25 protein-coding genes and 1 tRNA gene are annotated in these 22,172 nt (G+C 40.4%); 2 read left to right on the top strand and 24 right to left on the bottom strand.

All coding sequences use genetic code 11. The features are described from left to right. Window positions 1-114: 114 nt before the first annotated feature. Both B7698_RS02100 and rlmD read right to left on the bottom strand, forming a co-directional pair. A tRNA-Glu gene (locus B7698_RS02100) sits at window positions 115-186 on the bottom strand. A gap of 46 nt (window positions 187-232) precedes the next feature. Next, window positions 233-1,600 (bottom strand): 23S rRNA (uracil(1939)-C(5))-methyltransferase RlmD, encoded by a 1,368-nt coding sequence (gene rlmD / locus B7698_RS02095; protein ID WP_084864491.1) that lies wholly within the window; start codon window positions 1,598-1,600, stop codon window positions 233-235. A gap of 37 nt (window positions 1,601-1,637) precedes the next feature. Here rlmD and recX point away from each other — a divergent pair, with 37 nt between their 5' ends. Together recX and ntdP are read left to right on the top strand one after the other, a co-directional pair. Continuing rightward, window positions 1,638-2,414: a recombination regulator RecX gene (gene recX, locus B7698_RS02090; RefSeq protein ID WP_084864490.1), complete on the top strand. Its 777-nt coding sequence runs from the start codon at window positions 1,638-1,640 to the stop codon at window positions 2,412-2,414. Window positions 2,415-2,502: 88 nt separating this feature from the next. Continuing rightward, entirely contained in the window at window positions 2,503-3,036 is a 534-nt protein-coding gene (ntdP, locus tag B7698_RS02085) for a nucleoside tri-diphosphate phosphatase (protein WP_000775316.1), read from the top strand. A gap of 356 nt (window positions 3,037-3,392) precedes the next feature. On the opposite strand, the gene B7698_RS02080 is transcribed toward ntdP, so the two are convergent. From B7698_RS02080 to rbfA, 22 genes are all read right to left on the bottom strand, one after another. Beyond that, complete coding sequence (locus B7698_RS02080) at window positions 3,393-4,250, bottom strand: Rgg/GadR/MutR family transcriptional regulator (protein WP_084864489.1); 858 nt, start codon at window positions 4,248-4,250, stop codon at window positions 3,393-3,395. Window positions 4,251-4,262: 12 nt separating this feature from the next. After that, on the bottom strand, window positions 4,263-5,036 hold the full coding sequence (locus tag B7698_RS02075) for a class I SAM-dependent methyltransferase (protein ID WP_084864488.1): 774 nt from the start codon (window positions 5,034-5,036) through the stop codon (window positions 4,263-4,265). 399 nt (window positions 5,037-5,435) lie between these two features. After that, window positions 5,436-6,203, bottom strand: coding sequence for an epoxyqueuosine reductase QueH (locus B7698_RS02065; protein WP_084864487.1), 768 nt, complete (start codon window positions 6,201-6,203; stop codon window positions 5,436-5,438). 137 nt (window positions 6,204-6,340) lie between these two features. Beyond that, entirely contained in the window at window positions 6,341-7,963 is a 1,623-nt protein-coding gene (gene groL / locus B7698_RS02060) for a chaperonin GroEL (protein ID WP_084864486.1), read from the bottom strand. A 15-nt stretch (window positions 7,964-7,978) separates the two neighbouring features. After that, window positions 7,979-8,263: a co-chaperone GroES gene (gene groES / locus B7698_RS02055; protein WP_084864485.1), complete on the bottom strand. Its 285-nt coding sequence runs from the start codon at window positions 8,261-8,263 to the stop codon at window positions 7,979-7,981. 155 nt (window positions 8,264-8,418) lie between these two features. After that, window positions 8,419-8,814: a single-stranded DNA-binding protein gene (locus B7698_RS02050; protein ID WP_084864484.1), complete on the bottom strand. Its 396-nt coding sequence runs from the start codon at window positions 8,812-8,814 to the stop codon at window positions 8,419-8,421. A 78-nt stretch (window positions 8,815-8,892) separates the two neighbouring features. Further along, window positions 8,893-9,654: an SDR family NAD(P)-dependent oxidoreductase gene (locus B7698_RS02045; RefSeq protein ID WP_084864483.1), complete on the bottom strand. Its 762-nt coding sequence runs from the start codon at window positions 9,652-9,654 to the stop codon at window positions 8,893-8,895. A 41-nt stretch (window positions 9,655-9,695) separates the two neighbouring features. Beyond that, entirely contained in the window at window positions 9,696-10,322 is a 627-nt protein-coding gene (gene ytpR / locus B7698_RS02040) for a YtpR family tRNA-binding protein (protein WP_084864482.1), read from the bottom strand. A 15-nt stretch (window positions 10,323-10,337) separates the two neighbouring features. Continuing rightward, entirely contained in the window at window positions 10,338-10,655 is a 318-nt protein-coding gene (locus tag B7698_RS02035; RefSeq protein WP_000615781.1) for a thioredoxin family protein, read from the bottom strand. Next, window positions 10,652-10,951: a DUF4651 domain-containing protein gene (locus tag B7698_RS02030; RefSeq protein ID WP_084864481.1), complete on the bottom strand. Its 300-nt coding sequence runs from the start codon at window positions 10,949-10,951 to the stop codon at window positions 10,652-10,654. Before B7698_RS02030 ends, B7698_RS02035 begins: the two co-directional genes overlap by 4 nt. 174 nt (window positions 10,952-11,125) lie before the next feature. After that, window positions 11,126-12,733, bottom strand: coding sequence for a CTP synthase (locus tag B7698_RS02025; protein WP_000105246.1), 1,608 nt, complete (start codon window positions 12,731-12,733; stop codon window positions 11,126-11,128). A gap of 341 nt (window positions 12,734-13,074) precedes the next feature. Further along, a complete protein-coding gene (rpoE, locus tag B7698_RS02020) occupies window positions 13,075-13,662 on the bottom strand; it encodes a DNA-directed RNA polymerase subunit delta (RefSeq protein WP_045612819.1) in 588 nt (195 codons plus the stop codon). A 115-nt stretch (window positions 13,663-13,777) separates the two neighbouring features. Then, window positions 13,778-14,533, bottom strand: coding sequence for a protein NO VEIN domain-containing protein (locus B7698_RS02015; protein ID WP_192855085.1), 756 nt, complete (start codon window positions 14,531-14,533; stop codon window positions 13,778-13,780). 85 nt (window positions 14,534-14,618) lie between these two features. Continuing rightward, complete coding sequence (locus tag B7698_RS02010) at window positions 14,619-17,270, bottom strand: valine--tRNA ligase (RefSeq protein ID WP_084864479.1); 2,652 nt, start codon at window positions 17,268-17,270, stop codon at window positions 14,619-14,621. Further along, on the bottom strand, window positions 17,263-17,841 hold the full coding sequence (locus tag B7698_RS02005; RefSeq protein ID WP_084864478.1) for an AAA family ATPase: 579 nt from the start codon (window positions 17,839-17,841) through the stop codon (window positions 17,263-17,265). The genes B7698_RS02010 and B7698_RS02005 overlap by 8 nt, the downstream gene beginning before the upstream one ends. Continuing rightward, window positions 17,841-18,401: a GNAT family N-acetyltransferase gene (locus B7698_RS02000; protein WP_084864477.1), complete on the bottom strand. Its 561-nt coding sequence runs from the start codon at window positions 18,399-18,401 to the stop codon at window positions 17,841-17,843. The genes B7698_RS02005 and B7698_RS02000 overlap by 1 nt, the downstream gene beginning before the upstream one ends. Then, on the bottom strand, window positions 18,379-18,966 hold the full coding sequence (locus B7698_RS01995; RefSeq protein WP_084864476.1) for a flavin reductase family protein: 588 nt from the start codon (window positions 18,964-18,966) through the stop codon (window positions 18,379-18,381). Before B7698_RS01995 ends, B7698_RS02000 begins: the two co-directional genes overlap by 23 nt. Before the next feature lie 283 nt (window positions 18,967-19,249). Beyond that, window positions 19,250-19,645: a helix-hairpin-helix domain-containing protein gene (locus tag B7698_RS01990; protein ID WP_084864475.1), complete on the bottom strand. Its 396-nt coding sequence runs from the start codon at window positions 19,643-19,645 to the stop codon at window positions 19,250-19,252. A gap of 95 nt (window positions 19,646-19,740) precedes the next feature. Continuing rightward, window positions 19,741-19,995, bottom strand: a complete 255-nt coding sequence (locus B7698_RS01985) for a DUF1912 family protein (RefSeq protein ID WP_000119705.1) — start codon at window positions 19,993-19,995, stop codon at window positions 19,741-19,743. A 9-nt stretch (window positions 19,996-20,004) separates the two neighbouring features. After that, a complete protein-coding gene (locus B7698_RS01980) occupies window positions 20,005-21,339 on the bottom strand; it encodes a DUF438 domain-containing protein (RefSeq protein WP_084864474.1) in 1,335 nt (444 codons plus the stop codon). Then, window positions 21,339-21,572, bottom strand: a complete 234-nt coding sequence (locus tag B7698_RS01975; RefSeq protein ID WP_000368739.1) for a DUF1858 domain-containing protein — start codon at window positions 21,570-21,572, stop codon at window positions 21,339-21,341. Before B7698_RS01975 ends, B7698_RS01980 begins: the two co-directional genes overlap by 1 nt. A gap of 94 nt (window positions 21,573-21,666) precedes the next feature. Further along, window positions 21,667-22,017, bottom strand: coding sequence for a 30S ribosome-binding factor RbfA (gene rbfA, locus B7698_RS01970; protein WP_084864473.1), 351 nt, complete (start codon window positions 22,015-22,017; stop codon window positions 21,667-21,669). Window positions 22,018-22,172 lie beyond the last annotated feature (155 nt).

The following is a 22,172-nucleotide window of genomic DNA, read 5'->3' as shown; positions in this document are numbered from 1 at the left end:
TTGCTTCTCTCAAGTGACAACTATATTAGTATATCACAGTCGCTTTCGCTTGTCAACACTTTTTTGAAACTTTTTTGAACTTTTTTCATCAAGTGTTCCAGCCGCAACATACCATAGTCCGTACGGGATTCGAACCCGTGTTACCGCCGTGAAAAGGCGGTGTCTTAACCCCTTGACCAACGGACCTGAGTTGTTTTCAACTCTTACTATTATACAGACTTTTTCAGACTTGTCAACTACTTTTTTTATCTTTTTTTATTAATTTTACAACAGCTTCCGTTCGAGCTGTATGTGGGAACATATCGACCGACTGGATATAATGGAGATCATAGACTTCTACTAAACGTACCAAATCACGAGCCAAGGTCGAAACATTGCAAGAAATATAGACCATTTTTTCTGGTACATAGGTAAGAATAGTATCTAATAACTTATCGTCCAGACCTGTACGTGGTGGATCCACAATCAGAGCATCTGCTCGGTAGCCTTCCTTATACCAGCGAGGAATAATCTCCTCTGCTGTTCCAGCTTCGTAATGTGTGTTGTCAAATCCCATTCTTTTAGCATTTCGCTTGGCATCTTCAATGGCTTCTGGAATAATATCCATACCTCTGAGTGTTTTAACTTTCTTTGCGAAGGCAAATCCAATCGTTCCAACTCCACAATAAGCGTCAATCAAATGGTCTTCTTTACTAACATCCAACGCTTTTACCGCCTCGCTATAGAGGACTTCTGTTTGTTCAGGATTTAGTTGATAGAATGCTCGAGGGGATAGTGAAAATTCATAATCAAGAACACCTTCTTGAATACTCTCTTCTCCCCAGATAATCTCTGTCTTTTCACCATAAATCTCACTGGTTTTAGCTGTATTTGTATTCACAGCTACTGTCACAACCTCTGGAAAATCTTTAATTAAATCTTTTACCAGCAAGGTTAAATTAAGCTGGCGGTTTGTAACAATAATAATCTGAACCTGTCCAGTCTTTCTTGCTCGTCGAACCATTATAGTTCTAACACCTAGAACTTTTCTCTCATCCGTGATTGGAATCTGGTGATAAGTAAGTAATTCTGCTAGACGATTAGCAATCACTTGGGTTTCCTTGTCTTGTACCAGGCAGTCTTTCAACTCTACTAAATAGTGAGAGTTTTGTGCATATAATCCCGCCTTGACCTGATTCTTAAATTTTCGAGTCTGAAATTGTAACTTAGCACGGTAGTACTTTGGTTCCTGCATTCCAATAGTTGGACGGATTTCATAGTTTTCATATCCTGCAGGAGCAAATTTTTTCAGCGCTTGATGAAGTAAGTCCGTCTTGAACTCCAGCTGCTTATCATAATGCAGGTGCATGATTTGGCAGCCTCCGCACTCATTGTAAATAGTACATGCTGGCACAACACGGAATTTAGACTTCTTGTTGACCTTCAGTAATTTTGCCTCAACAAAGTTACGTTTAATAGAAGTAATCTGACAATAGATATCTTCTCCTTTGAGAGCACCAGGCACAAAGACTAATGTTTTTTGATAAAAGCCGATTCCCTCACCATTAATTCCCATGCGCTTGATTTTTAATGGTATTTTTTGTTTCACTTTCAGATTCATACCCCTATCTTATCACATTTTGAGTTATAATAGAACTATGAAAATCACAAAACTTGAAAAGAAAAAAAGACTCTATCTGATGGAGCTTGATAATGACGACAAATGCTACATTACTGAAGATACAATTGTTCGTTTTATGTTATCAAGAGATAAGGTGATAAGCCAAGAAGAATTGAAAGAGATTCAGGACTTTGCCCAATTTTCTTATGGTAAGAATCTGGCCCTCTACCATTTATCCTTTAAAGCACGCACTGAAAAAGAGGTCAGAGAATATCTAAAAAAATACGATATTGATGCAAAAACAGTTTCTCAAGTCATTATTAATCTTAAAGAAGATAAGTGGATTAATGATGCTCAGTACGCTTATGCTATCATCAATGCCAATCAACTTTCAGGAGACAAGGGGCCTTATGTACTGACTCAGAAACTAACACAAAAAGGGATTTCAAAATCTACTATAGAAGAGAACTTGAAAGAATTTGATTTTTCTGAAGTTGCTCAACGTGTATCTAATAAACTATTGAAAAAATATGAGGGAATGCTTCCTGCTCGTGCTTTGCAGGATAAGATTATACAAAATCTGACCAACAAGGGGTTTTCCTATTCTGATGCTAAAAGTGCCTTTGACCAGTTGGATAGTCAAGTTGACCAAGAAACGACTCAGGAACTCATCTTCAAGGAACTTGATAAGCAATATGCCAAGTATGCCCGAAAATATGAAGGATACGAACTTAAACAGCGTTTAACCCAAGTTTTAGCACGAAAGGGCTACGATTTTTCGGATATAGCAAGCGCTCTCAGAGAATATCTTTAATATTTTCATGTAAAATTCACAGATTTTAGGTAATTTTATGGTACAATAGTAAACGATAAACTTATAAATTGTAGAAAGTTGGTTAGTTATGAAGCTTCCAAAAGAAGGCGACTTTATTACAATTCAAAGTTATAAGCATGATGGGAGTCTCCACCGAACTTGGCGGGACACCATGGTACTAAAAACAACAGAAAACGCCATTATTGGTGTCAACGATCATACACTGGTTACCGAAAGTGATGGTCGTCGTTGGGTCACTCGAGAACCGGCTATTGTTTACTTTCACAAGAAATATTGGTTTAATATCATTGCCATGATTCGTGATAACGGAATTTCCTACTATTGCAATATGGCTAGCCCCTACTATCTGGATGAAGAAGCACTGAAGTATATTGATTACGATTTGGATGTTAAAATTTTTACAGATGGGGAAAAACGTCTCTTGGACGTTGAGGAGTATGAGCGTCACAAACGCAAAATGAATTATTCTGATGACTTGGACTATATTTTAAAAGAACATGTCAAAATTCTTGTTGATTGGATTAACAATGGACGTGGGCCTTTCTCAGAAGCCTATGTAAACATTTGGTACAAGCGCTATGTAGAACTAAAGAATCGGTAAAGTTGTCAAAGGTCAGGAACAAAATCCTGACCTTATTTTTTGGTAGTGTAAAATAAATTGTGTAAACACAAAAAGGAATAAATCCATTATAGCAGAGTTACAACACATTACTAGAAAGAGATTTATGCAGAATTCGTAAAATATATAAAACAAATAGATATACTGTTATTTTTTAATGTCTTTATTCCTTGTAAGTTTACAACAAACTTATATCGTTTAATACAAAAATACGGAGATGATTAGTATAAAAATACAGGTCAACTTCGTATCAAATAATTTATTTTTGGTATTTCCACCTAGCATCAATCATTTAGCACAACATTTTAAAAATAATATCTTTACAGAGAAAATGCTATTTAATCTACCAACTCATTTAATCGTTTTTGAAAATATAAAGCAATACTTTTAGATTCAATAAACTCAAAATATTTTATGACATTGTTCATTTGTTTAATTCCAGATTCTTTAGATTCAGTCAGGTATATTTTATATCCTTCTACAAATTTGAATGTAGATTTTTCAAAAACTTTTGTGTCATCTTTTAATAATTTCTTTAATTTCATTTCAAAGTAGTCTGCATATATTAGATGTGAATTTTCAAGGCAACAGAACCAAAAATTTAAACAAGCTGACACAACTAAATTTCTATTCTTACCGATTTTTTCGTAATAATGTGTACGCTCTAGTATTTCTTTTCCGACCCTGTAAATATAATCTATTTCAAAAAGATGATATAAATTACCAATCAATGTTATCTCATAAGACTCCCATCGTTCCTTCTGAAATAAATAGTCATATACTAAATTTAGATCATCTCTACTAACTACATAATTACAATCTATCCGATTTAATAATCCCTGAACCATAATTGTATTTATTTTATGAGTTTTTTCTCCACTCTTCTCAAAAAGTTTTTGTTGCTCATTTTTTATTTCCTCCAATCCTTTAGTATTCAAACTATAAAAATTTGGAGATAAGTTAACCAAAAAATCATCAAACTCCGATCTTTTATAATGTTCTAAGTAATTACAAAAATTCTCTATCGAAACATTGATATTTGACAATAATTTAAAGAACGTTGAAAGAGAAATTTCATTTTCTCCTCTTTCAAATCTAGAAAGTTGAGATTTTGATATAGAATCAGCTGCAGCATACTCTAAAGAATATCCGTTTAATTTTCTAAAATATCGAAAAGCTTCTCCATAATTTTTCACACTTTCGTTCCCTTAACTTTCTTTTCGAGCGATAAACATACCATATTCTTTAGGAATGATCAACATATCATTATTAAACTCACTTTCCAATCTTTTACGTATTATTTCCTCTTCTAGTGAACCTATTCCAGAAATTCCTTTCAAGGATTGAATATATTGAACAAGATCATCTATACTTGTCACCTGTAACTCATCGTCATAGAGTAATGTATCGATAGAGTTAAAATACCTACTCAGGTACCTTTTACCATTTTGTAAAGTAAACGTTTTATTTTCTAAATCTTGATTAACCTCATCTTTAAATAAACTTGCCAAATAATTTACAACTCCTTTTTCACCAAATGTAGCACAGTAAAAAATTCCTCCTGTTTTTAAGACCCTATTCACCTCAGAGAGAGCTTTAGGAATATCATTCACATGATGTAAAAGCATATTAGCAATAACAATATCAAACGTTTCATTCTCAAAAGAAATCTTTTGAATATCCATTATCTTATAGTTGACATTGTCTCTATTTCCAATTACTGACTTCGTTGTTTTTACCATATCTTTAGAAAAATCTGTAACAACCAACTGCTTCGTTTTATCTATAGAATCACTATTACTTTTCCACAGTTCTCCTGTACCACATCCCAATTCTAGAACCTTTACTTCATCAGTGATTTGGTAGTTAGAAAATATCCAATTATTAAATCCCAATTTATTTTTTGAATACTTCTTATGCAATTCTACTCGAATATCAAGATTATCATGACTTTTATATTGTTCAATTACTTTATCAATCATTTTAAATGACCTCCACTCTATAATTTGACATTATATCACAAGAATAAAGATAGTGTTAAATAAGTTGTATAAATGCAAAAAAGGAATATTTCGTTATAGCAACGTTGTAACACATTTCTATAAAGAAATTTATTCCTACGACTCAGTTTGGCATGCTTAACTTCCTAACTCAAAAACAAAGCATGGATTAATTTATCCGTTCTTCTTTTGAAACAGATTTGAACTGATAATTGCTCGTTTTAATTTAAAAAGCTCTTTTGAGCAAAACTTCATTTTTTTAAGAATCCAAGGCTTGTTGAAGACTCACAAGCCTTGGACTAGAAATTCAAAGATTGGTCCAACAATTTCTGTCTATCGCTTTTCTACTAGCAAAAAAACTACTTTGAGGCAAGTTTTCATTTATATATCTAATTTCGTAACAGTAAATTTAATATGAGAATAGTCTTTTTCAACATCCTTATCCAGCAAGAAAGCTGTAGCATCTTTCTTAACCTGAACAAGGTCAATATTCTGAGCCTGGGCTGCATAGACGCATCCACAATAACATTGACGGTAGATATCATACTCTTCACACATCTCTACTGAACGTTTGTAGCCCTGATTTTTCTTGAAATCACTTGGAAGATAAAGGGTTGTATAAATTTTTTGCACATCGATTCCGATGCTGTTAATGGTTTGAGAATTCTTATGAGGACTGATGGTCAAGGCTGAGCCAAAATAGTCAAAACCTAAATCCATAGCCACTTGCGCTGTCTTATCCAGGCGGTAGTCAAAGCAAACCTTACAACGGTCACCACCTTCAGGCTCTTCTTCCAGTCCTCTGACTAACTTACGGTATTCATTTGGTTCGTAGGGAGCTTCTAGGTACTGAACCGTATTTCCTGTTCGCTCATTGAAATCACTGACAAATTTCTTGGTGACGTAAGCCCGCTTGTGGTATTCTGCCTTGGGATGGATATTAGAATTGGCAAAATAGATGGTCACATCTGCATACTTGGTCAAATATTCTAGTGTATAGGTACTACAAGGGGCACAGCAAACGTGCATGAGAATAGTTGGACGTTGCTCATTTTTCTCCCATACTTGTACCATTTTCTGCATGACACGGTCATAATTAATCTTCTGATTGGGGTTCATCTTGCTCAGAATTTCTTCTACATCGATCATGTTCTTCTCCTTTTTCTAGTCTTATTTTATCATATAAGTTAGGAGAGCTCAAATCAATTTAGAAGTGAATAGCATAAAAAGGAGGAATAGCCATTCCCTCCTTTTGTGTTTTTTATAAATTGTTTTCTATAGAAAGCTTACATCATACCGCCCATCATGCTTGAATCCATTGCTGGAGCCGGAGCTACTGGTTCTGGTTTATTGGCTACGACTGCTTCCGTTGTCAAAATCAAGCTGGCTACAGATGCTGCATTTTGTAGAGCTGAACGACTCACTTTAACTGGGTCGATAATCCCTTGATCAATCATGTTGACCCATTCACCAGTTGCTGCGTTGAAACCTGTACCAAGCTCGGCATTTTTCAAACGATCGATAACGATAGACCCTTCAAATCCTGCATTGTGTGCGATTTGACGAACAGGTTCTTCCAAGGCGCGGAGAACAATATTGCGGCCCGTTGCTTCGTCTCCTGTCAATTCCAAATCAGCCACGGCTGGAATCACATTTACAAGGGCTGTTCCACCACCTGCAACGATTCCTTCTTCAACAGCTGCACGAGTAGCGTTGAGGGCATCTTCAATGCGGAGTTTCATTTCTTTCAACTCAGTTTCAGTAGCGGCTCCGACCTTAATAACCGCTACACCACCTGACAATTTCGCCAAGCGTTCTTGTAATTTTTCACGGTCAAACTCAGAAGTTGTGGTTTCGATTTGAGACTTGATAACCGCAACACGGTGAGAAATCGCTTCAGGATTTCCAGCACCTTCTACGATAACAGTGCTATCTTTATCCACAGTTACTCTCGCTGCTTGACCAAGTGCTTCAATTGTAGCATCTTTCAACTCAAGACCAAGGTCTTCTGTGATAACTGTTCCGCCTGTTAAGATGGCAATGTCTTCAAGCATGGCTTTGCGACGGTCACCAAAACCAGGTGCCTTAACTGCTACTACGTTGAAGGTTCCACGAATCTTGTTCAAAACAAGAGTTGGAAGAGCTTCGCCATCCACATCATCCGCAATAATCAAGAGTGGACGATTGCTTTGGAGAATGCTTTCTAGAAGTGGCAAGATTTCTTGGATATTTGAAATCTTCTTATCAGTAATCAAAATGTATGGATTTTCAAGGTCAGCCACCATTTTTTCGCTATCTGTCACCATGTACTGTGAAAGATAACCACGGTCGAACTGCATTCCTTCTACGACTTCAAGCTCTGTTTCCATACCACGTGACTCTTCGATAGTGATGACTCCGTCTTTGCCAACTTTTTCCATGGCTTCAGAGATGTACTCACCAACTTTTTCAGAACGAGAAGATACGGCTGCAACCTGAGCGATAGCTTCTTTGTTGGCAACAGGAATAGCGTTGTTTTTCAAGGCTTCAACTGCTGCAGCAACTGCTGTTTCAATCCCACGACGGATACCAATTGGATTCGCACCTGCTGTGACGTTTTTGATGCCTTCGCGGACAATTGCTTGGGTCAAGACTGTTGCAGTTGTCGTTCCGTCACCTGCGATATCGTTGGTTTTTGAAGCTACTTCTGATACCAATTTGGCACCCATATTTTCAAAATGGTCTTCCAATTCGATTTCTTTGGCAATAGTCACACCGTCATTGGTAATCAAGGGTGAACCGAATGACTTTTCAAGAACAACATTACGACCTTTTGGTCCCAAGGTTACTTTAACAGTATCTGCAAGGATATCGACACCACGGACCATAGCTGAACGGGCATCTGATGAAAATTTAATTTCTTTTGACATACTTACTTTCTCCTTCTATTCTTCAATGATAGCCAAGATGTTCGCTTCGCCAACGATGATGTACTTTTCATCGCCGTCTTTGACATCGAGACCTGCGTGGGCTTCAACTAAGACACGATCTCCAGCCTTAACACTTGGAGCAACCAAGTCACCGTTCAAGGTACGAACACCTTGTCCAGTAGCCACAACTTGAGCTGTTTTGGTTTTTTCTTGGGCTGAACCTGCAAGAACAAAGCCTCCAACAGTTTGTTCTTTTTCTTCTACTTGTAAGACCACACGGTCCCCTAATGGTTTCAACATCTGTTTTCCTCCATGATGAACTACATATTATTAGCACTCTTTATATCTGAGTGCTAATTTATAGTTCTATTGTATCACTTGGTCAGAAATAGTCAAGGAAAAAGTCTGACTTTCTCAAGATAAAAAGCCTGAGACCAACTCAGACTTTTCAATGTTTAAAATGGTAATTCTTCCTCTTCCAAGACCAAATCTGTCAAATCTTGGCCTGCATTATTTTCACGCATGGCACGTTGAGCACGACTTTCCAAGAGTTGGAATCCAGTAACAAGTACTTCGGTCACGTAGTTCATCTGACCATTTTTCTCAAAACGACGGGTACGTAATTCTCCATCCACTGAAATTAGACTACCTTTAGTTGCGTAGCTGGCCAAGCTTTCTGCTAGTCTGCCCCATAAAACCATATTGACAAAGTCAGCTTCGCGTTCCCCGTTTTGGTCTTTGTAACGACGGTTGACTGCAATAGTCGCTCGCGCTACTGACTTGTCATTGTTGGTTTTGTGCAATTCTGGTGTAGACGTCAAACGCCCAATCATGATAACTTTATTATACATATTTTTTCCTCCTACTTATCTATTCGTAGGAAATCAAAAAAAGTTACAGAAATTTGTAACTTTTCGAGAAAAAATTTTTTATTTTTTATGAACCATGAAACCTGTCGCTTGTTGATTTGCCATAATGATCATATCTGTAATCTGCACACGACGAGGTTGACTCGTCACATAGACTACTGTGTCGGCGATGTCCGGTGCCTGCAAGGCTTCGATTCCCTGATAAACCGTCGCAGCCCGCTCTTTGTCACCATGAAAACGCACTGTAGAAAAATCTGTTTCGACAATCCCTGGCTGAATGGTTGTCACCTTGATATCCGTTGCGATGGTATCAATTCGCAATCCATCTGAAAAGGTCTTAACCGCTGCCTTGGTAGCTGAATAAACTGCTGCACCTGCATAGGCATAAATTCCTGCGGTTGACCCCATATTAATGATATGTCCTTGATTGACTTTTACCATTGCTGGCAAGAAACAGCGAGTGACTGCCATCAAACCTTTAACATTGATATCCAACATTGTCAACATATCCAACTCTTCATAGTCCTGATAGGGTGCTAAACCTAGAGCCAGTCCGGCATTGTTGACTAGAATATCAATCTGACCTATCGTTTCTAGAATATCGGAGCAGACAGTCTTCACCATGGCCATATCCGTCACATCTAGTGGAAAGGTCCAAACTACTTGATTTGGAAAAGTTTCTTCAAACTCCGACTTGAGGGTTTCTAGTCTGTCTGTCCGTCGTCCTGTTAGAACGATATTCTCACCCTGCTCCAGATAAGCACGCGCAATCGCTTCACCAATTCCTGATGTCGCTCCTGTAATCACAACATTTTTTGCCATCTTATTTCCTTCTAGCTGGTCTATCAGATATTAACAACTTCTTAGGCAGTCCAGTGTTTGGCTGGGTCAAATGGAGTTCCAACAACTTGGTCTTCTGATAATTCAATAACACCACGTTTTTGCGGAGCATTTGGCAGATACAATTCACGAGGGCTACACATCATGCCAAAACTCTTTTCGCCACGAAGCTCACCTGGGAAAATAAGATTGCCTTTGGGCATCATTGCTCCAGGAAGGGCTACAATGGTTTTCAACCCGACACGCGCATTAGGAGCCCCTGCAACGATTTGTACAGTCTTATCACTTGCGACTGCAACTTGGCAGATGTTGAGGTGGTCACTATCTGGATGGGCTACCATCTCGACAATTTCACCAACAACAAACTTAGGTTCCTTGTCATTGACAATTTCTTCTGCAAAGCCTTCCGCCTGTAATTCTTGGTTCAAACGAGCGATCTGTTCATCTGATAAAAAGACTTGACCGCGCTCTGCAATTTCAAACAAACTTGAAACTTCGAAAATATTCCACGCCACTGTTTCTCCATTTTCATTGAGGAAAACTCGAGCTACCTTACCTTTGCGCTCCACATCTAGTTTGGCATCTCCGCTATTTTCCACGATGACCATAAGGACATCACCGACATGTTCTTTATTATATGTAAAAATCATTGTTTCCTTTTTCTCCTATTTCAGTCCTGCTAAAAAGTCGTTGATTTGTTGCTTGCTTTTACGGTCTCGATTGACAAAACGACCGATTTCCTTGTCCTTTTCTAGAACAACAAGGCTAGGAATTCCATATACATCCCAGAGTTTGGCCAAATCCATATACTGGTCTCTATCCACTCGAATAAAGGTGAACTCTGGATTGGTCTCCTCAATTTCTGGTAAGGCAGGATAGATATAACGACAATCGCCACACCAGTCTGCCACAAAAAGAAAGACCTTCTTGCCCTCTTTTTCCACCAAAGATGCCAATTCTTCTAAACTTGCTGGTTGTATCATAAGACTTCCTCCTCATAGACTAAGTTTTCATTTTCATAGACAAAGGTATAATGACGGCCATCCTCAAAAATGACGCCACCAACTAAGCTCTCCAGACTGCTTTCATAAACTTGAACATAGAGAGTCGCAATTTCCCCCATGTCTGAAAAATGGTCTCGTACAATCGCTGTCAACTCTTCCTGAGTCTTCCTGAGCTTACGGTCATCTGCAACTTTTTTCGTAGCAAGGGCAAGGCTCCCAATACCAAGCAGAGCCAGACCTGCCATCCACATTTTTTTAGCTTTCATACCATTCATTTTAACACAAAAAAGGCTTTAGGACAAATGAGGAAGCAGTATATGAGCAAGGAAAATCACTTCCCTCGGTGAGGAAAGTGAACTTCTGATTCTTATTGCCAAGCGCCTGAGTTAGCAAGATTTTCCTGAATGGATTAAAAACCTCTGAGATTGTTCTCAAAGGTTCGAATTTTGCTAATTGCTGTTCTCAACTGCTGCAGTAACAAAGGCAGTGTAGAGTTCTTCTGGGCGGTTTGGACGACTTGAAAGTTCAGGGTGATACTGACACGCTACAAAGAATTTATTTTCAGGAATTTCCACGATTTCGACCAAACGATTGTCCGGAGAAACTCCTGAGAAGACAAAACCTGCTGCCTCAAACTGCTCACGGAAGGCGTTGTTAAACTCATAACGATGACGGTGACGGCGTTGCACCACTTCTTGATTGTGATAAGCAGCTGCTGCCTTAGAGCCACGTTTCAACTTAGACGGATAAAGTCCCAAACGAAGGGTTCCTCCCATATCCTCAACATCAATCTGATCACGCATGATATCAATGATAGGGTATTTTGTTTCTGGTGCAAGCTCTGCAGAATTGGCACCTTCAAGACCCAAAACGTGACGAGCAAACTCGATACAAGTCAACTGCATTCCCAAGCAGACTCCCAACATTGGAACATCATTCTCACGCGCATAGCGGATAGCTTGGATTTTCCCTTCAGTACCACGTTGACCGAAACCACCTGGCACGATGATTCCGTCCGCATCAGACAAGAGCTCTGCCACATTCTCTGCTGTCACATCATTGGCATTGATCCAATTGATTTTAACTTCTGCATCATTGGCATAACCAGAGTGTTTCAAGGCTTCGACCACTGAGATGTAGGCATCTTGCAACTCTACATACTTACCGACAAGGGAAATTTTTACTTGTTTCTTGAGGTTCATGACCTTGTCCACCATAGCTGACCACTCTGTCATATCCGCTACTGGAGCGTCTAATTTCAAATGGTCACAAACAATTTGGTCCATACCTTGCGCCTGCAAGTTCAATGGAATTTGGTAAAGATGTTCAACGTCTAAAGACTCGATAACGGCTTCTGGTGCCACATCACAGAACTGGGCCAGTTTGTTTTTAATTCCTTGACCAGCTGGCTCTTCTGTACGAATAACCAACATATTTGGTTGAATTCCCAGTCCACGCAATTCTTTTACAGAGTGTTGAGTTGGTTTGGTCTTCATTTCACCAGCAGCCTTGAGGTATGGCAGCAAGGTTGTATGGATATACATGACATTATCCGCACCCACATCTGCCTTCATCTGACGAAGGGCCTCTAGGAATGGCAAGGACTCGATATCCCCAACAGTTCCGCCGACCTCTGTGATAATGACATCAGAGTCGGTCGTTAGAGCGGCACGCTTGATTTTTTCTTTCAAAGCATCTGTGATATGAGGAATAACCTGAACAGTTGCCCCAAGGTATTCTCCACGGCGTTCCTTACGAAGAACTTCACTGTAAATTTTACCAGTTGTCACGTTGGAATATTTGTTAAGATTGATATCGATGAAACGTTCATAGTGACCCAAGTCCAAATCTGTCTCAGCTCCGTCATCTGTCACAAAAACTTCCCCGTGCTGGTAAGGACTCATAGTTCCCGGATCAATATTGATATAAGGGTCAAACTTTTGAATGGTTACTTTGAGACCACGATTTTTCAAGAGACGGCCCAGACTCGCTGCCACAATCCCTTTCCCAATAGACGATACCACACCACCAGTTACAAAAATATATTTCGTAGACATAGATTCCTCTTTCTAAAATGCTCAAGGTCTTGTCAACTACAAGGGGACATAGAAAACAAGACCCTACTAATAAGAATAATCTGGGACTACTGCACCAGATTCACAACAAATACTCTTCGAAAATCTCTTCAAACCGCGTCAACGTCGCCTTGCCGTACTCAAGTACAGCCTGCGGCTAGTTTCCTAGTTTGCTCTTTGATTTTCATTGAGTATAAAATACAAGAAGATAACTTCTTGAAAAAACAAAAATAGCTCCCTAATAACTAGGGAGCCCCGACCTCTAAAAGAGGTGCCCGAACAATATGATACCTAAAAATAGGAAAATTGTCAATAGCTAACTTTTATTCCTCGGTGTTTTCAGAATCATCGTCTGAAAACTCGTCGTCTTCTTCGTTGAGATCCACATCTTCACCCAAGTCATCTGGAGCGATTTCGTTGATTTCTGCATCGTAAGCTTCCACTTCATTTTTCTCATCATCTGGATTTTCATCATCGTATGAAAGAGCTGGATCTGCTTCGTATGCATCTTCGTCTTCTGGATCATCTGCATTGTAGTCAATAGCATCTGAATCGCCATCCATGAAGGCATTGACGCGTTTTTTCTTAGCTTTTGGTGCTACTTCATCGTCGTCATTTTCTTCAAGAGCGATGATTTCTTCGTCAATTTCGTCCACACCATACCATGAACGAAGACCCCATTTGTTGTCCCCAAGAGAGATGAAGCTACCGTCAAAGTTCAACTCTGTGTAGAACAAAGGCAAGGCTTCGCGGATATCGCTGTTTGATGTTCCAAGGTAGTTTTGAATTTCGTTTACAAGATCGCTAAAATGCATCTCATGGTCGCGACCACGAAGTTCCAAGATAGCACGCGCTACCTCAATCATAGATAGTTCACTTTTTTCTTGCCCAGCAAATACTTCTAATTCCAAAGCGTTTCTCCTCATTTATACTACTATCGCCAGAGCGAACAGACTCTGACCTCATTTTATCATTTACTCTTTATTTTACGATAATTTTGCAGAATAGTCAAAGGTTAAGGGGGAACTAATACAAATCTTCTAAGCTTCTATATTCAATGATTTCATTTTTTATAATATTCTTTTTAAACTCAAAATGTTTTAAAGGATTATCAATTAACACTAACTTTGGAATATCATCTAGGTTGGTGACCAGAGATAAAATAAAATCTGATTGAAACTCTTTTGCTTTTTCAAATTCGTTGGCAGTCAAACGAATACGTCCCTTAGGTTTTCGAATCCCTTTAACTTCTGCAAGGTAGGAATGCTCATGAACATCTACTTGGAAATCATATCCATCACCATAAAGACGGGCATCAGTTAACTGTCCACCTTGAAATTTTTCTTCTTTATCAAAGTTGAGTATAAAATAATTTTCTGCTTCCATTCCAGTTTCTTGTAGACGTTTGAATTTAGTTAGAATAATTGGTTTTTCAATGGTAGTAATGCCTGTTCGCTTGCCTTCACTAGCAAGTAACATTTTAACGATTTCAGCATAACTATGAACATCTTCATTTCCAAACATCATATCAATTAAATCTTTACGAAAACGGTAAACTTCAGCTTTCTGCCACCAACCTTTTCGATTATTGTCAAAATAAGGATCAAATAAATCCATTCTATTTTTTACAACTCCTGTTGTTTCAGCAATTCCAAGAGACACCACATAGCGATAAAACTCCGACTTGCTAGAGCACTGAAATTCTTTTATAAAAAGCTTATCAAACTTGGCAAGACCGTAACCAATTAAATTTAACAATTCATAATGCGGGTGTTTCGACATCACTTTCTCCATCAATAGATATTGATTTCATTATACCAAAAAAACACAGTTTTTACACTGCGTTTTATTATATTTATATAATTACTTATTTCACCAACTTCTTCATCTCATCAATACGTGCTACGGTCGCATCGTACTTGGCTTGGTAATCGGCTTGTTTGTCGCGTTCTTTTTGGACGACTTCTGGTTTGGCGTTTGCTACGAAGCGTTCGTTAGAGAGCTTCTTGCCGACCATATCCAGTTCTTTTTGCCATTTAGCCAGTTCCTTGTCGAGACGAGCGAGTTCTTCTTCGACATTGAGGAGGTCTGCGAGAGGCAAGTAGATTTCTGCTCCTGTGATGACGCTTGACATTGCGAGTTCAGGTGCAGGGATGGTTGATGCGATTTCCAAGTGTTCTGGATTTGTGAAGCGTTTGATGTAGTTGACATTACTGTTAAAGAAGGCTTCTAAGTCGCTATCGCTTGTCTTAACAAGGATAGTGATTGGCTTGCTTGGTGCTACGTTTACTTCTGCACGCGCATTCCGAACAGCACGGATCAAGTCTTTAAGACTTTCCACACCTGTGTGAGCAGCAAGATCTTCAAAGGCTGGGTTAACAGTTGGGTATTCCGCTGTAACGATAGATCCTTCTGAAATTTGTCCAAAGATTTCCTCTGTCACGAATGGCATGATTGGGTGAAGGAGACGAAGGATCTTATCCAAAGTATAAAGGAGAACAGAACGTGTGATGACTTTCTCTTCTTCGTTGTCGCTATAAAGGACTTCCTTGGTCAATTCAACGTACCAGTCCGCAAACTCGTCCCAGATGAAGTTGTAGAGGATATGTCCAGCCACACCAAACTCAAACTTATCAAAGTTAGCAGTTGCTTTTCCGATGGTTTCATTGAGGTTGTGGAGAATCCAGCGATCTGTGACATTTCCAGCTTCCTTGTTGATAACTTTTTCCACATTGGCAGTAGCTTGCTCAAGGGTCAATCCTTCATTGTTCATGAGGATGTAGCGAGAGATGTTCCAGATCTTGTTGATGAAGTTCCATGAAGCATCCATTTTCTCGTAAGAGAAGCGGACGTCTTGCCCTGGTGCAGAACCGTTTGAAAGGAACCAACGAAGGGCATCAGCACCGTATTTCTCGATGACATCCATCGGATCAATCCCGTTTCCGAGAGATTTAGACATCTTGCGTCCTTGCTCGTCACGGATGAGACCGTGGATAAGGACATTTTGGAATGGTTGGCGTCCTGTGAATTCCAAAGATTGGAAGATCATACGAGACACCCAGAAGAAGATGATGTCGTAACCTGTTACCAAGGTTGAAGTTGGGAAGTAACGTTTGAAGTCTTCTGAGTCGACATCAGGCCAGCCCATGGTCGAGAATGGCCAAAGGGCAGAACTGAACCACGTATCCAAGACATCTTCGTCCTGAGTCCAACCGTCACCTTCAGGTGCTTCTTCGCCGACATACATTTCACCCTCAGCATTGTACCAAGCAGGGATTTGGTGACCCCACCAGAGCTGACGTGAGATAACCCAGTCGTGGACATTTTCCATCCATTGAAGGAAGGTATCGTTGAAACGAGGTGGGTAGAATTCTACCTTGTCCTCTGTATCTTGGTTGGCAATAGCATTTTTCGCCAATTGGTCCATCTTGACAAACCACTGAGTAGACAAGCGTGGCTCAACCACGACACCTGTACGTTCTGAGTGACCAACACTGTGGACACGTTTTTCGATTTTAACAAGGGCACCGATTTCTTCCAACTTAGCCACGACTGCCTTACGAGCTTCAAAACGGTCTAACCCTGCAAATTCAAAGGCCAAGTCATTCATGGTTCCGTCGTCGTTCATGACGTTAACTTGTGATAAGTTATGGCGTTGACCAACCAAGAAGTCGTTTGGATCGTGAGCAGGCGTGATTTTCACGACACCCGTACCAAACTCAGGATCTGCGTGCTCGTCCCCAACGATTGGAATCAATTTATTAGCGATTGGAAGGATGACGTTTTTACCAATCAAGTCCTTGTAGCGTGGGTCTTCTGGATTGACCGCAACCGCAACGTCCCCAAACATCGTCTCAGGACGAGTTGTCGCAACTTCAAGGGCGCGTGAACCGTCTTCCAGCATATAGTTCATGTGGTAGAAGGCACCTTCTACGTCCTTGTGGATAACTTCGATATCAGAAAGGGCTGTGCGAGCTGCTGGGTCCCAGTTGATGATAAACTCACCACGGTAGATCCAGCCTTTCTTGTAAAGGTCCACAAAGACCTTACGAACGGCTTTTGACAAACCTTCGTCAAGAGTGAAACGCTCACGAGAGTAGTCTACTGAGAGCCCCATCTTGCCCCATTGTTCCTTGATAGTAGTGGCATATTCGTCTTTCCATTCCCAGACTTTCTCTAGGAATTTTTCACGACCCAAGTCATAACGGCTAATACCCTCACCACGCAAGCGCTCCTCTACCTTAGCCTGAGTTGCAATCCCAGCATGGTCCATACCAGGAAGCCAAAGCGTGTCAAAACCTTGCATGCGTTTTTGACGGATGATGATATCTTGAAGAGTCGTATCCCAAGCGTGACCAAGGTGAAGCTTACCAGTTACGTTTGGTGGTGGAATAACGATGGAATAAGGCTTAGCCTTTTGATCGCCTGAAGGCTTAAAAACATCAGCGTCAAGCCATTTTTGGTAACGACCAGCCTCAACCTCGGCTGGATTGTATTTAGGTGAAAGTTCTTTAGACATGTGTTTGTCCTTTCTCTATTGTTTTCATTTTTTCTTGAATCTGCTTTGCAACTTCTTCTGCAGACAGATTCGTATTATTTATTTTAAGGTAGTAATGCAGCTCATTCGGTTGAAGTTGGGAATTTAATTGAAGTGTTTCAGCTGTCTCCAAAATTTCTCTTTCAGATACCTCAATATGTCGTTTCAAGGGTTTGTGCTTTAATCGATTCTCCGTTCGATTTCGACGTAAACGCTCCTCAAGACTTGTTTCCAACTCAACAAAAAGAATCTCTTGATGGTAGTCATCCAACAAATCCTGAATTTGCTTCAAATACAGTAGCTGGTACTGATTTGAAAAATCAATTACGTCTGTTAAAATCACAGATCGCTGATTCCTAGCACTTGCTCCAAGGAAAGAAAAGGTAATCCCTCGAACAAACTCCCACATTTCCTCTGTAAAGTCCTGATAGATTTCTAGTGCAAAATCAATGGCTTGATGGTTATAAAAGAGGGTAGCATTCGTCATTCGAGATAGTTCTTGACCAATCGTCATTTTTCCAGAAGCCGGAGCACCAATGATGAAAAGATGCATCAAATCACCTCCCACTCACTCTTCAGCAAGCCATATATCAGACTGTCACAGCGGTTTCCTTGAACATCTTTACGGTCTCGGATTCGAGCTTCGAGGGTAAATCCAAGTTTTTCTGCGACTCGTTGACTTTGGACATTATAACCAAAACAAGTCAGTTCAATCTTGTGAAGACCCAAATCTTTAAAGGCTAAGTCAATCAAGGCAAACGCTGCTTCTGGTACATAGCCTCGACCCCAATAGTCTGGATGCAAGGTATAGCCAATCTCTAGCACATCATCCGCATGGCGATGGTTGAAATCAACAGAACCAATGACTTTATCGGTTCCTTTGATGACAATTCCATAGCCAGCTGGGAGATTTTCCTTTTGATTGCGTTCGGGAAGGATATGCTCTAGATAGTAAACCTCATCTTCCAAGGTCTTGACTGGAGGAAAGCCTGCTGGATAGGAGACTTCTGACCGACTGGCATAGTCAAAGATATCCACTGCATCCGCCACTGTACGGACTCGTAGGATAAGTCGCTCCGTTGCGATTCGTTCAGGTAATGTTGCTCTTGACATCCTTCTTCCTCGCTTTCTTGATAAAGCTCCCCATAGGGTCAACACGATTATCTAAATAGCGATAAACGCGCTGGTGACCGTCCCCCATAAAGTAAGTCGGTGAAAAACGGTCATTTTTAAAATGCCCTTTCTCATCCAAGAAATCTGAATCAGAAAGTCGTTCGATAATCTTGGCAAAGATGTGACAAATACCGTCTTCCTCAATAATTCTATCAACTTGACATTCTAACACGACTGGACAAGCCTCTAAAATCGGAGACTGAGTCTGTTCAGAAATCTCGTAGTCTAGCCCCAAGTGTTTCAATTTCTCTCGATGAGTGATAAAACCAGCCTGCTCCATCTCGAGCATGAGATTTTCATCAGGAATATTCACAGTAAACTTCTGGTAATGCTTGATTTGCTCTGCCGCATTTTCCTCAGCTCCGACACCGATGATTAGCCAATCTCCCAAGCTATAAGAGGAGCTACAGGTCGTAATATTGTGTCCAAAATTCTGATCCTGATACCCCAAAATGAAGATAGGAAATCCATAGTAGAGTTTACTTGTTTTAAAAGATTGCTTCATAACAACCCCCTTTGACTAAGACGCAAAAGAAAATCCCTGCCATCTACATGACAGGGACGAATGTGCTTATCCGCGGTACCACCCAATTTCGGGCAGTTGCCCGCAACTCTCGTCTTTAAAACAAAAAGACACTTTTATTTCAATTTTTCATCCATTAGCAACCAGTTTTGACACATTTGTGGACTTCTCAGCACCGCCACTTTCTGTAAAATGTGGGATTCAAAACACCTCTAATGGCTCTATTGTAGCAAGATTTTGACGGAAATGCAAGGCACAAGAAAGATTACTTGAACTTGATGCCGTTTTCTTTCAATTTCTTGATGGTAGCTGGGCCGATTCCTTTCAAGGCAAGGAGTTCTTTTTCAGTCCAGTTTTTGAAATCTGACGCAGACTTGATGCCTTCATCATAGAAAGTCTTAGCACGATCAAGTGGAAGTCCACCCAAGTTTGCTGCAAAATCTTCTACAGAATTAGCTACTTTTTGAGCTTGCTCTTTGGTAGCTTCTACTGCTTGTTCAACTTTTTTAGAAACAGCCTTACCAGCTTGGCTTGCTGACTGTTCTGCACGTTTCACGACTTTCTTTGTCTCTTCTACAACCTTAGTCACAGCACTTGAAAAGGCACCTGCGCGACGGAGACTATTTCGTAATTGTTTTTTACGATTGAGTTTCTTTGACATGATAAAATCCTTTCAATAAAAAATCCCTGCTCTGACAAGGATTTAATATAAATATTCTATCAAGATTTTAGTAAAAAATCAAGAATCTTTCTCGTTTAATAATTTCGCTCACCAAACAAGCCATCTGGCAAATCATGGAATCCCTTGCCTGCTTTGAAATTATCAAATTTTCCAAGCAAGAACTGATAAGCATCCAAACGGCTTTCGTAACGAATCATAGCATCTTTGGCACGCTCGTCTTGGTCTTCTTCGTAAACCTTCTGACTTTCCTTGTGCGCCATGTCATTGATCATGATCTGGGTATTGACCCAAGCTTCAAATTCCTTCATAAATTCCTGTTCGTAACTCATTGATTCTCCTTATTCTAATCCACGGAAATAGTCCGTATCAATCTCTCGGTAGGGTTGGATATCCTGAACATACTCCAACACTCCTTGGAATTCCCCGTCTTCATCGTGTACTGCGGCATAGGTGATGTGGACAAACTTGCCTCGCGACTCCGACTTGAACCACATTTCATACTTGTCCTTGGTCCCCTCACGAAGTCCCTTCATGATAGTCTTGACCTTGTCCAAGTACTTAGGTGGATGGCAGAGTTCGACATTACGCCCAACTTGGGACGGGGTCCGTTTGAAAATCATCTCGTCAGCTGGCGTATTGTCATTGTAATACTGGAAAATGTCGTCTTTATTGACAAAGGTAATCTCCATAGGGAGGTGATTGAGGATGAGATTGGCCTGCTCGACTGAAAGATAGCCATTGCCAAAAGCCTGTTGACTATGGCGATCCAGCACTGCTTCCTTTTCCTTAGGAGTAAAGGTAATGGTAAACTGCCCTTCTGGCGTATCGATAACTTGCTGAACTTGACCCTCTGCCGTTTCTAGCTGTACCGGCTCCTCTGCGCTCTTTTCCTCAACAAAGCGCTGACGTTCTGGCACCCATTTCTCAGACGGACGGATAATGGCATAGCCATAGGCATCGCTCTCCTCCGCAATCTGAAGCCAGTCATCCTGAGTAAAGGACTCAAGGAGAATCATGAGAAGGATGGACTCTTCCTTGAAAATCATACTTTCAAACTCTGTCGCAAAGGCTTCAAAATCTTCTTTTACAGTGCTAATTGACACTTCTGGTAGTGACTTGGCTGTCATTAGAGCTGTTTGAAAGAGTTCCCTAATCTGGTCATCCACTCCCCACATGACCTTAGGAGGTGAATCGTGTCCATAGCGCTCCATGATAGGAAAGAAGAGCTCTTCCTTGCGCTGGTAGTGGATGTCAAATTGTCCCAAAAGCCCCATTTGACGAACCAAACCCTTGCGCATCTCCGCAAGCATTTCTTCATCTTCCACAGACTCATAGGTATCTAACAATCTACGAATGCGAATCAAAGCTGCACGGAGAGCCAGATTTTCATCCTTGAAGACGCGAACTGGGTGGCCAGGGTGTACAGTATCCTCCACTTCGACGCCCTTAACAGCATTTTTAAAAAGATTGGCATGGACATCACAGAGCTCCATGACATCTTCAAAGGTAACACCTGAGTCTGAGTTCATCAGCTCGTGCTCCATGAGGGAAATCTCGATGGCTGACACACCAGTAAAGGTCGCATCAAAACGCTCCTGAACTGACTCAGGAGAGGCGCCATTGTGCAATTCTAACAAAATATCCCGTAGGATATGAATCCGTTCATCTGCCATTAGTCTAATCCAATCACTTCGTAACCATTCGCTTCCAGTGTGCGGACAATCTTGTCCATAGGGGTTCCTTCAAGCTTAGAACCCTGTTTGAGCGATACTTTACGACCAACTGTATTGCGCATTAAGGGATTAGCAAGGGGTTTAAAACCCAACTCCACTAGAATCTCTAAGACTTCTGGATGCTTGTCCACCACTTCTGCAACGGGAATTGACACATCGATGATATTGTCCATGACGACCTCCATTATCGTTTATAAATGATATTATTTATTTTATTATACCATAAGGAGGACTGGCACACACCAAAAAAGAGGGTTGCCCCTCTTCTTAGTTCTTATCCAGATTGCGTAGCATCTCGTCAATCTTGTTTCCATACTCGATGGACTCGTCTTTGACGAAGGTCAAATCTGGGATTTTGTACAATTTTAAATTGCTACCAAGTTCACGTTTGATAGTACCAGTTGCTTTTTCAAGCCCGATTTGGGCTTTTTGGTTATCTGAAGCAAGGTTACTCAAAATGGTGTAGTAAACCTTGGCTACAGACAAGTCACCTAGCATCTGAACATCTGTGATGGTCACACCTTGGACACGCGGATCACGGACTTTCTTTTGCAAAATCTCATTGACTTCACGCTTGATTTCCATGCCCACACGATCCGTACGGAAATGATTTGCCATGATATTCCTTTCTCTACTTTGAACCAAAAGCTAGGCCAGCAGACCTAGCTATTTTTATTAGATAGAGGAACTAGAGCCATTTGAATCTAGGAAACAAGCCTTAGATAGAACTGAGGGTTCATCAAGGCGCTGTTGACGACGAGTCAAATGAGCTA

Origin of the sequence: Streptococcus mitis (assembly GCF_002096855.1) — a bacterium.
GTDB lineage: Bacteria > Bacillota > Bacilli > Lactobacillales > Streptococcaceae > Streptococcus > Streptococcus mitis_Y.
The sequence above is the reverse complement of the archived record's forward strand: the minus strand, read 5'-3'. Positions and strand labels throughout refer to the sequence as shown.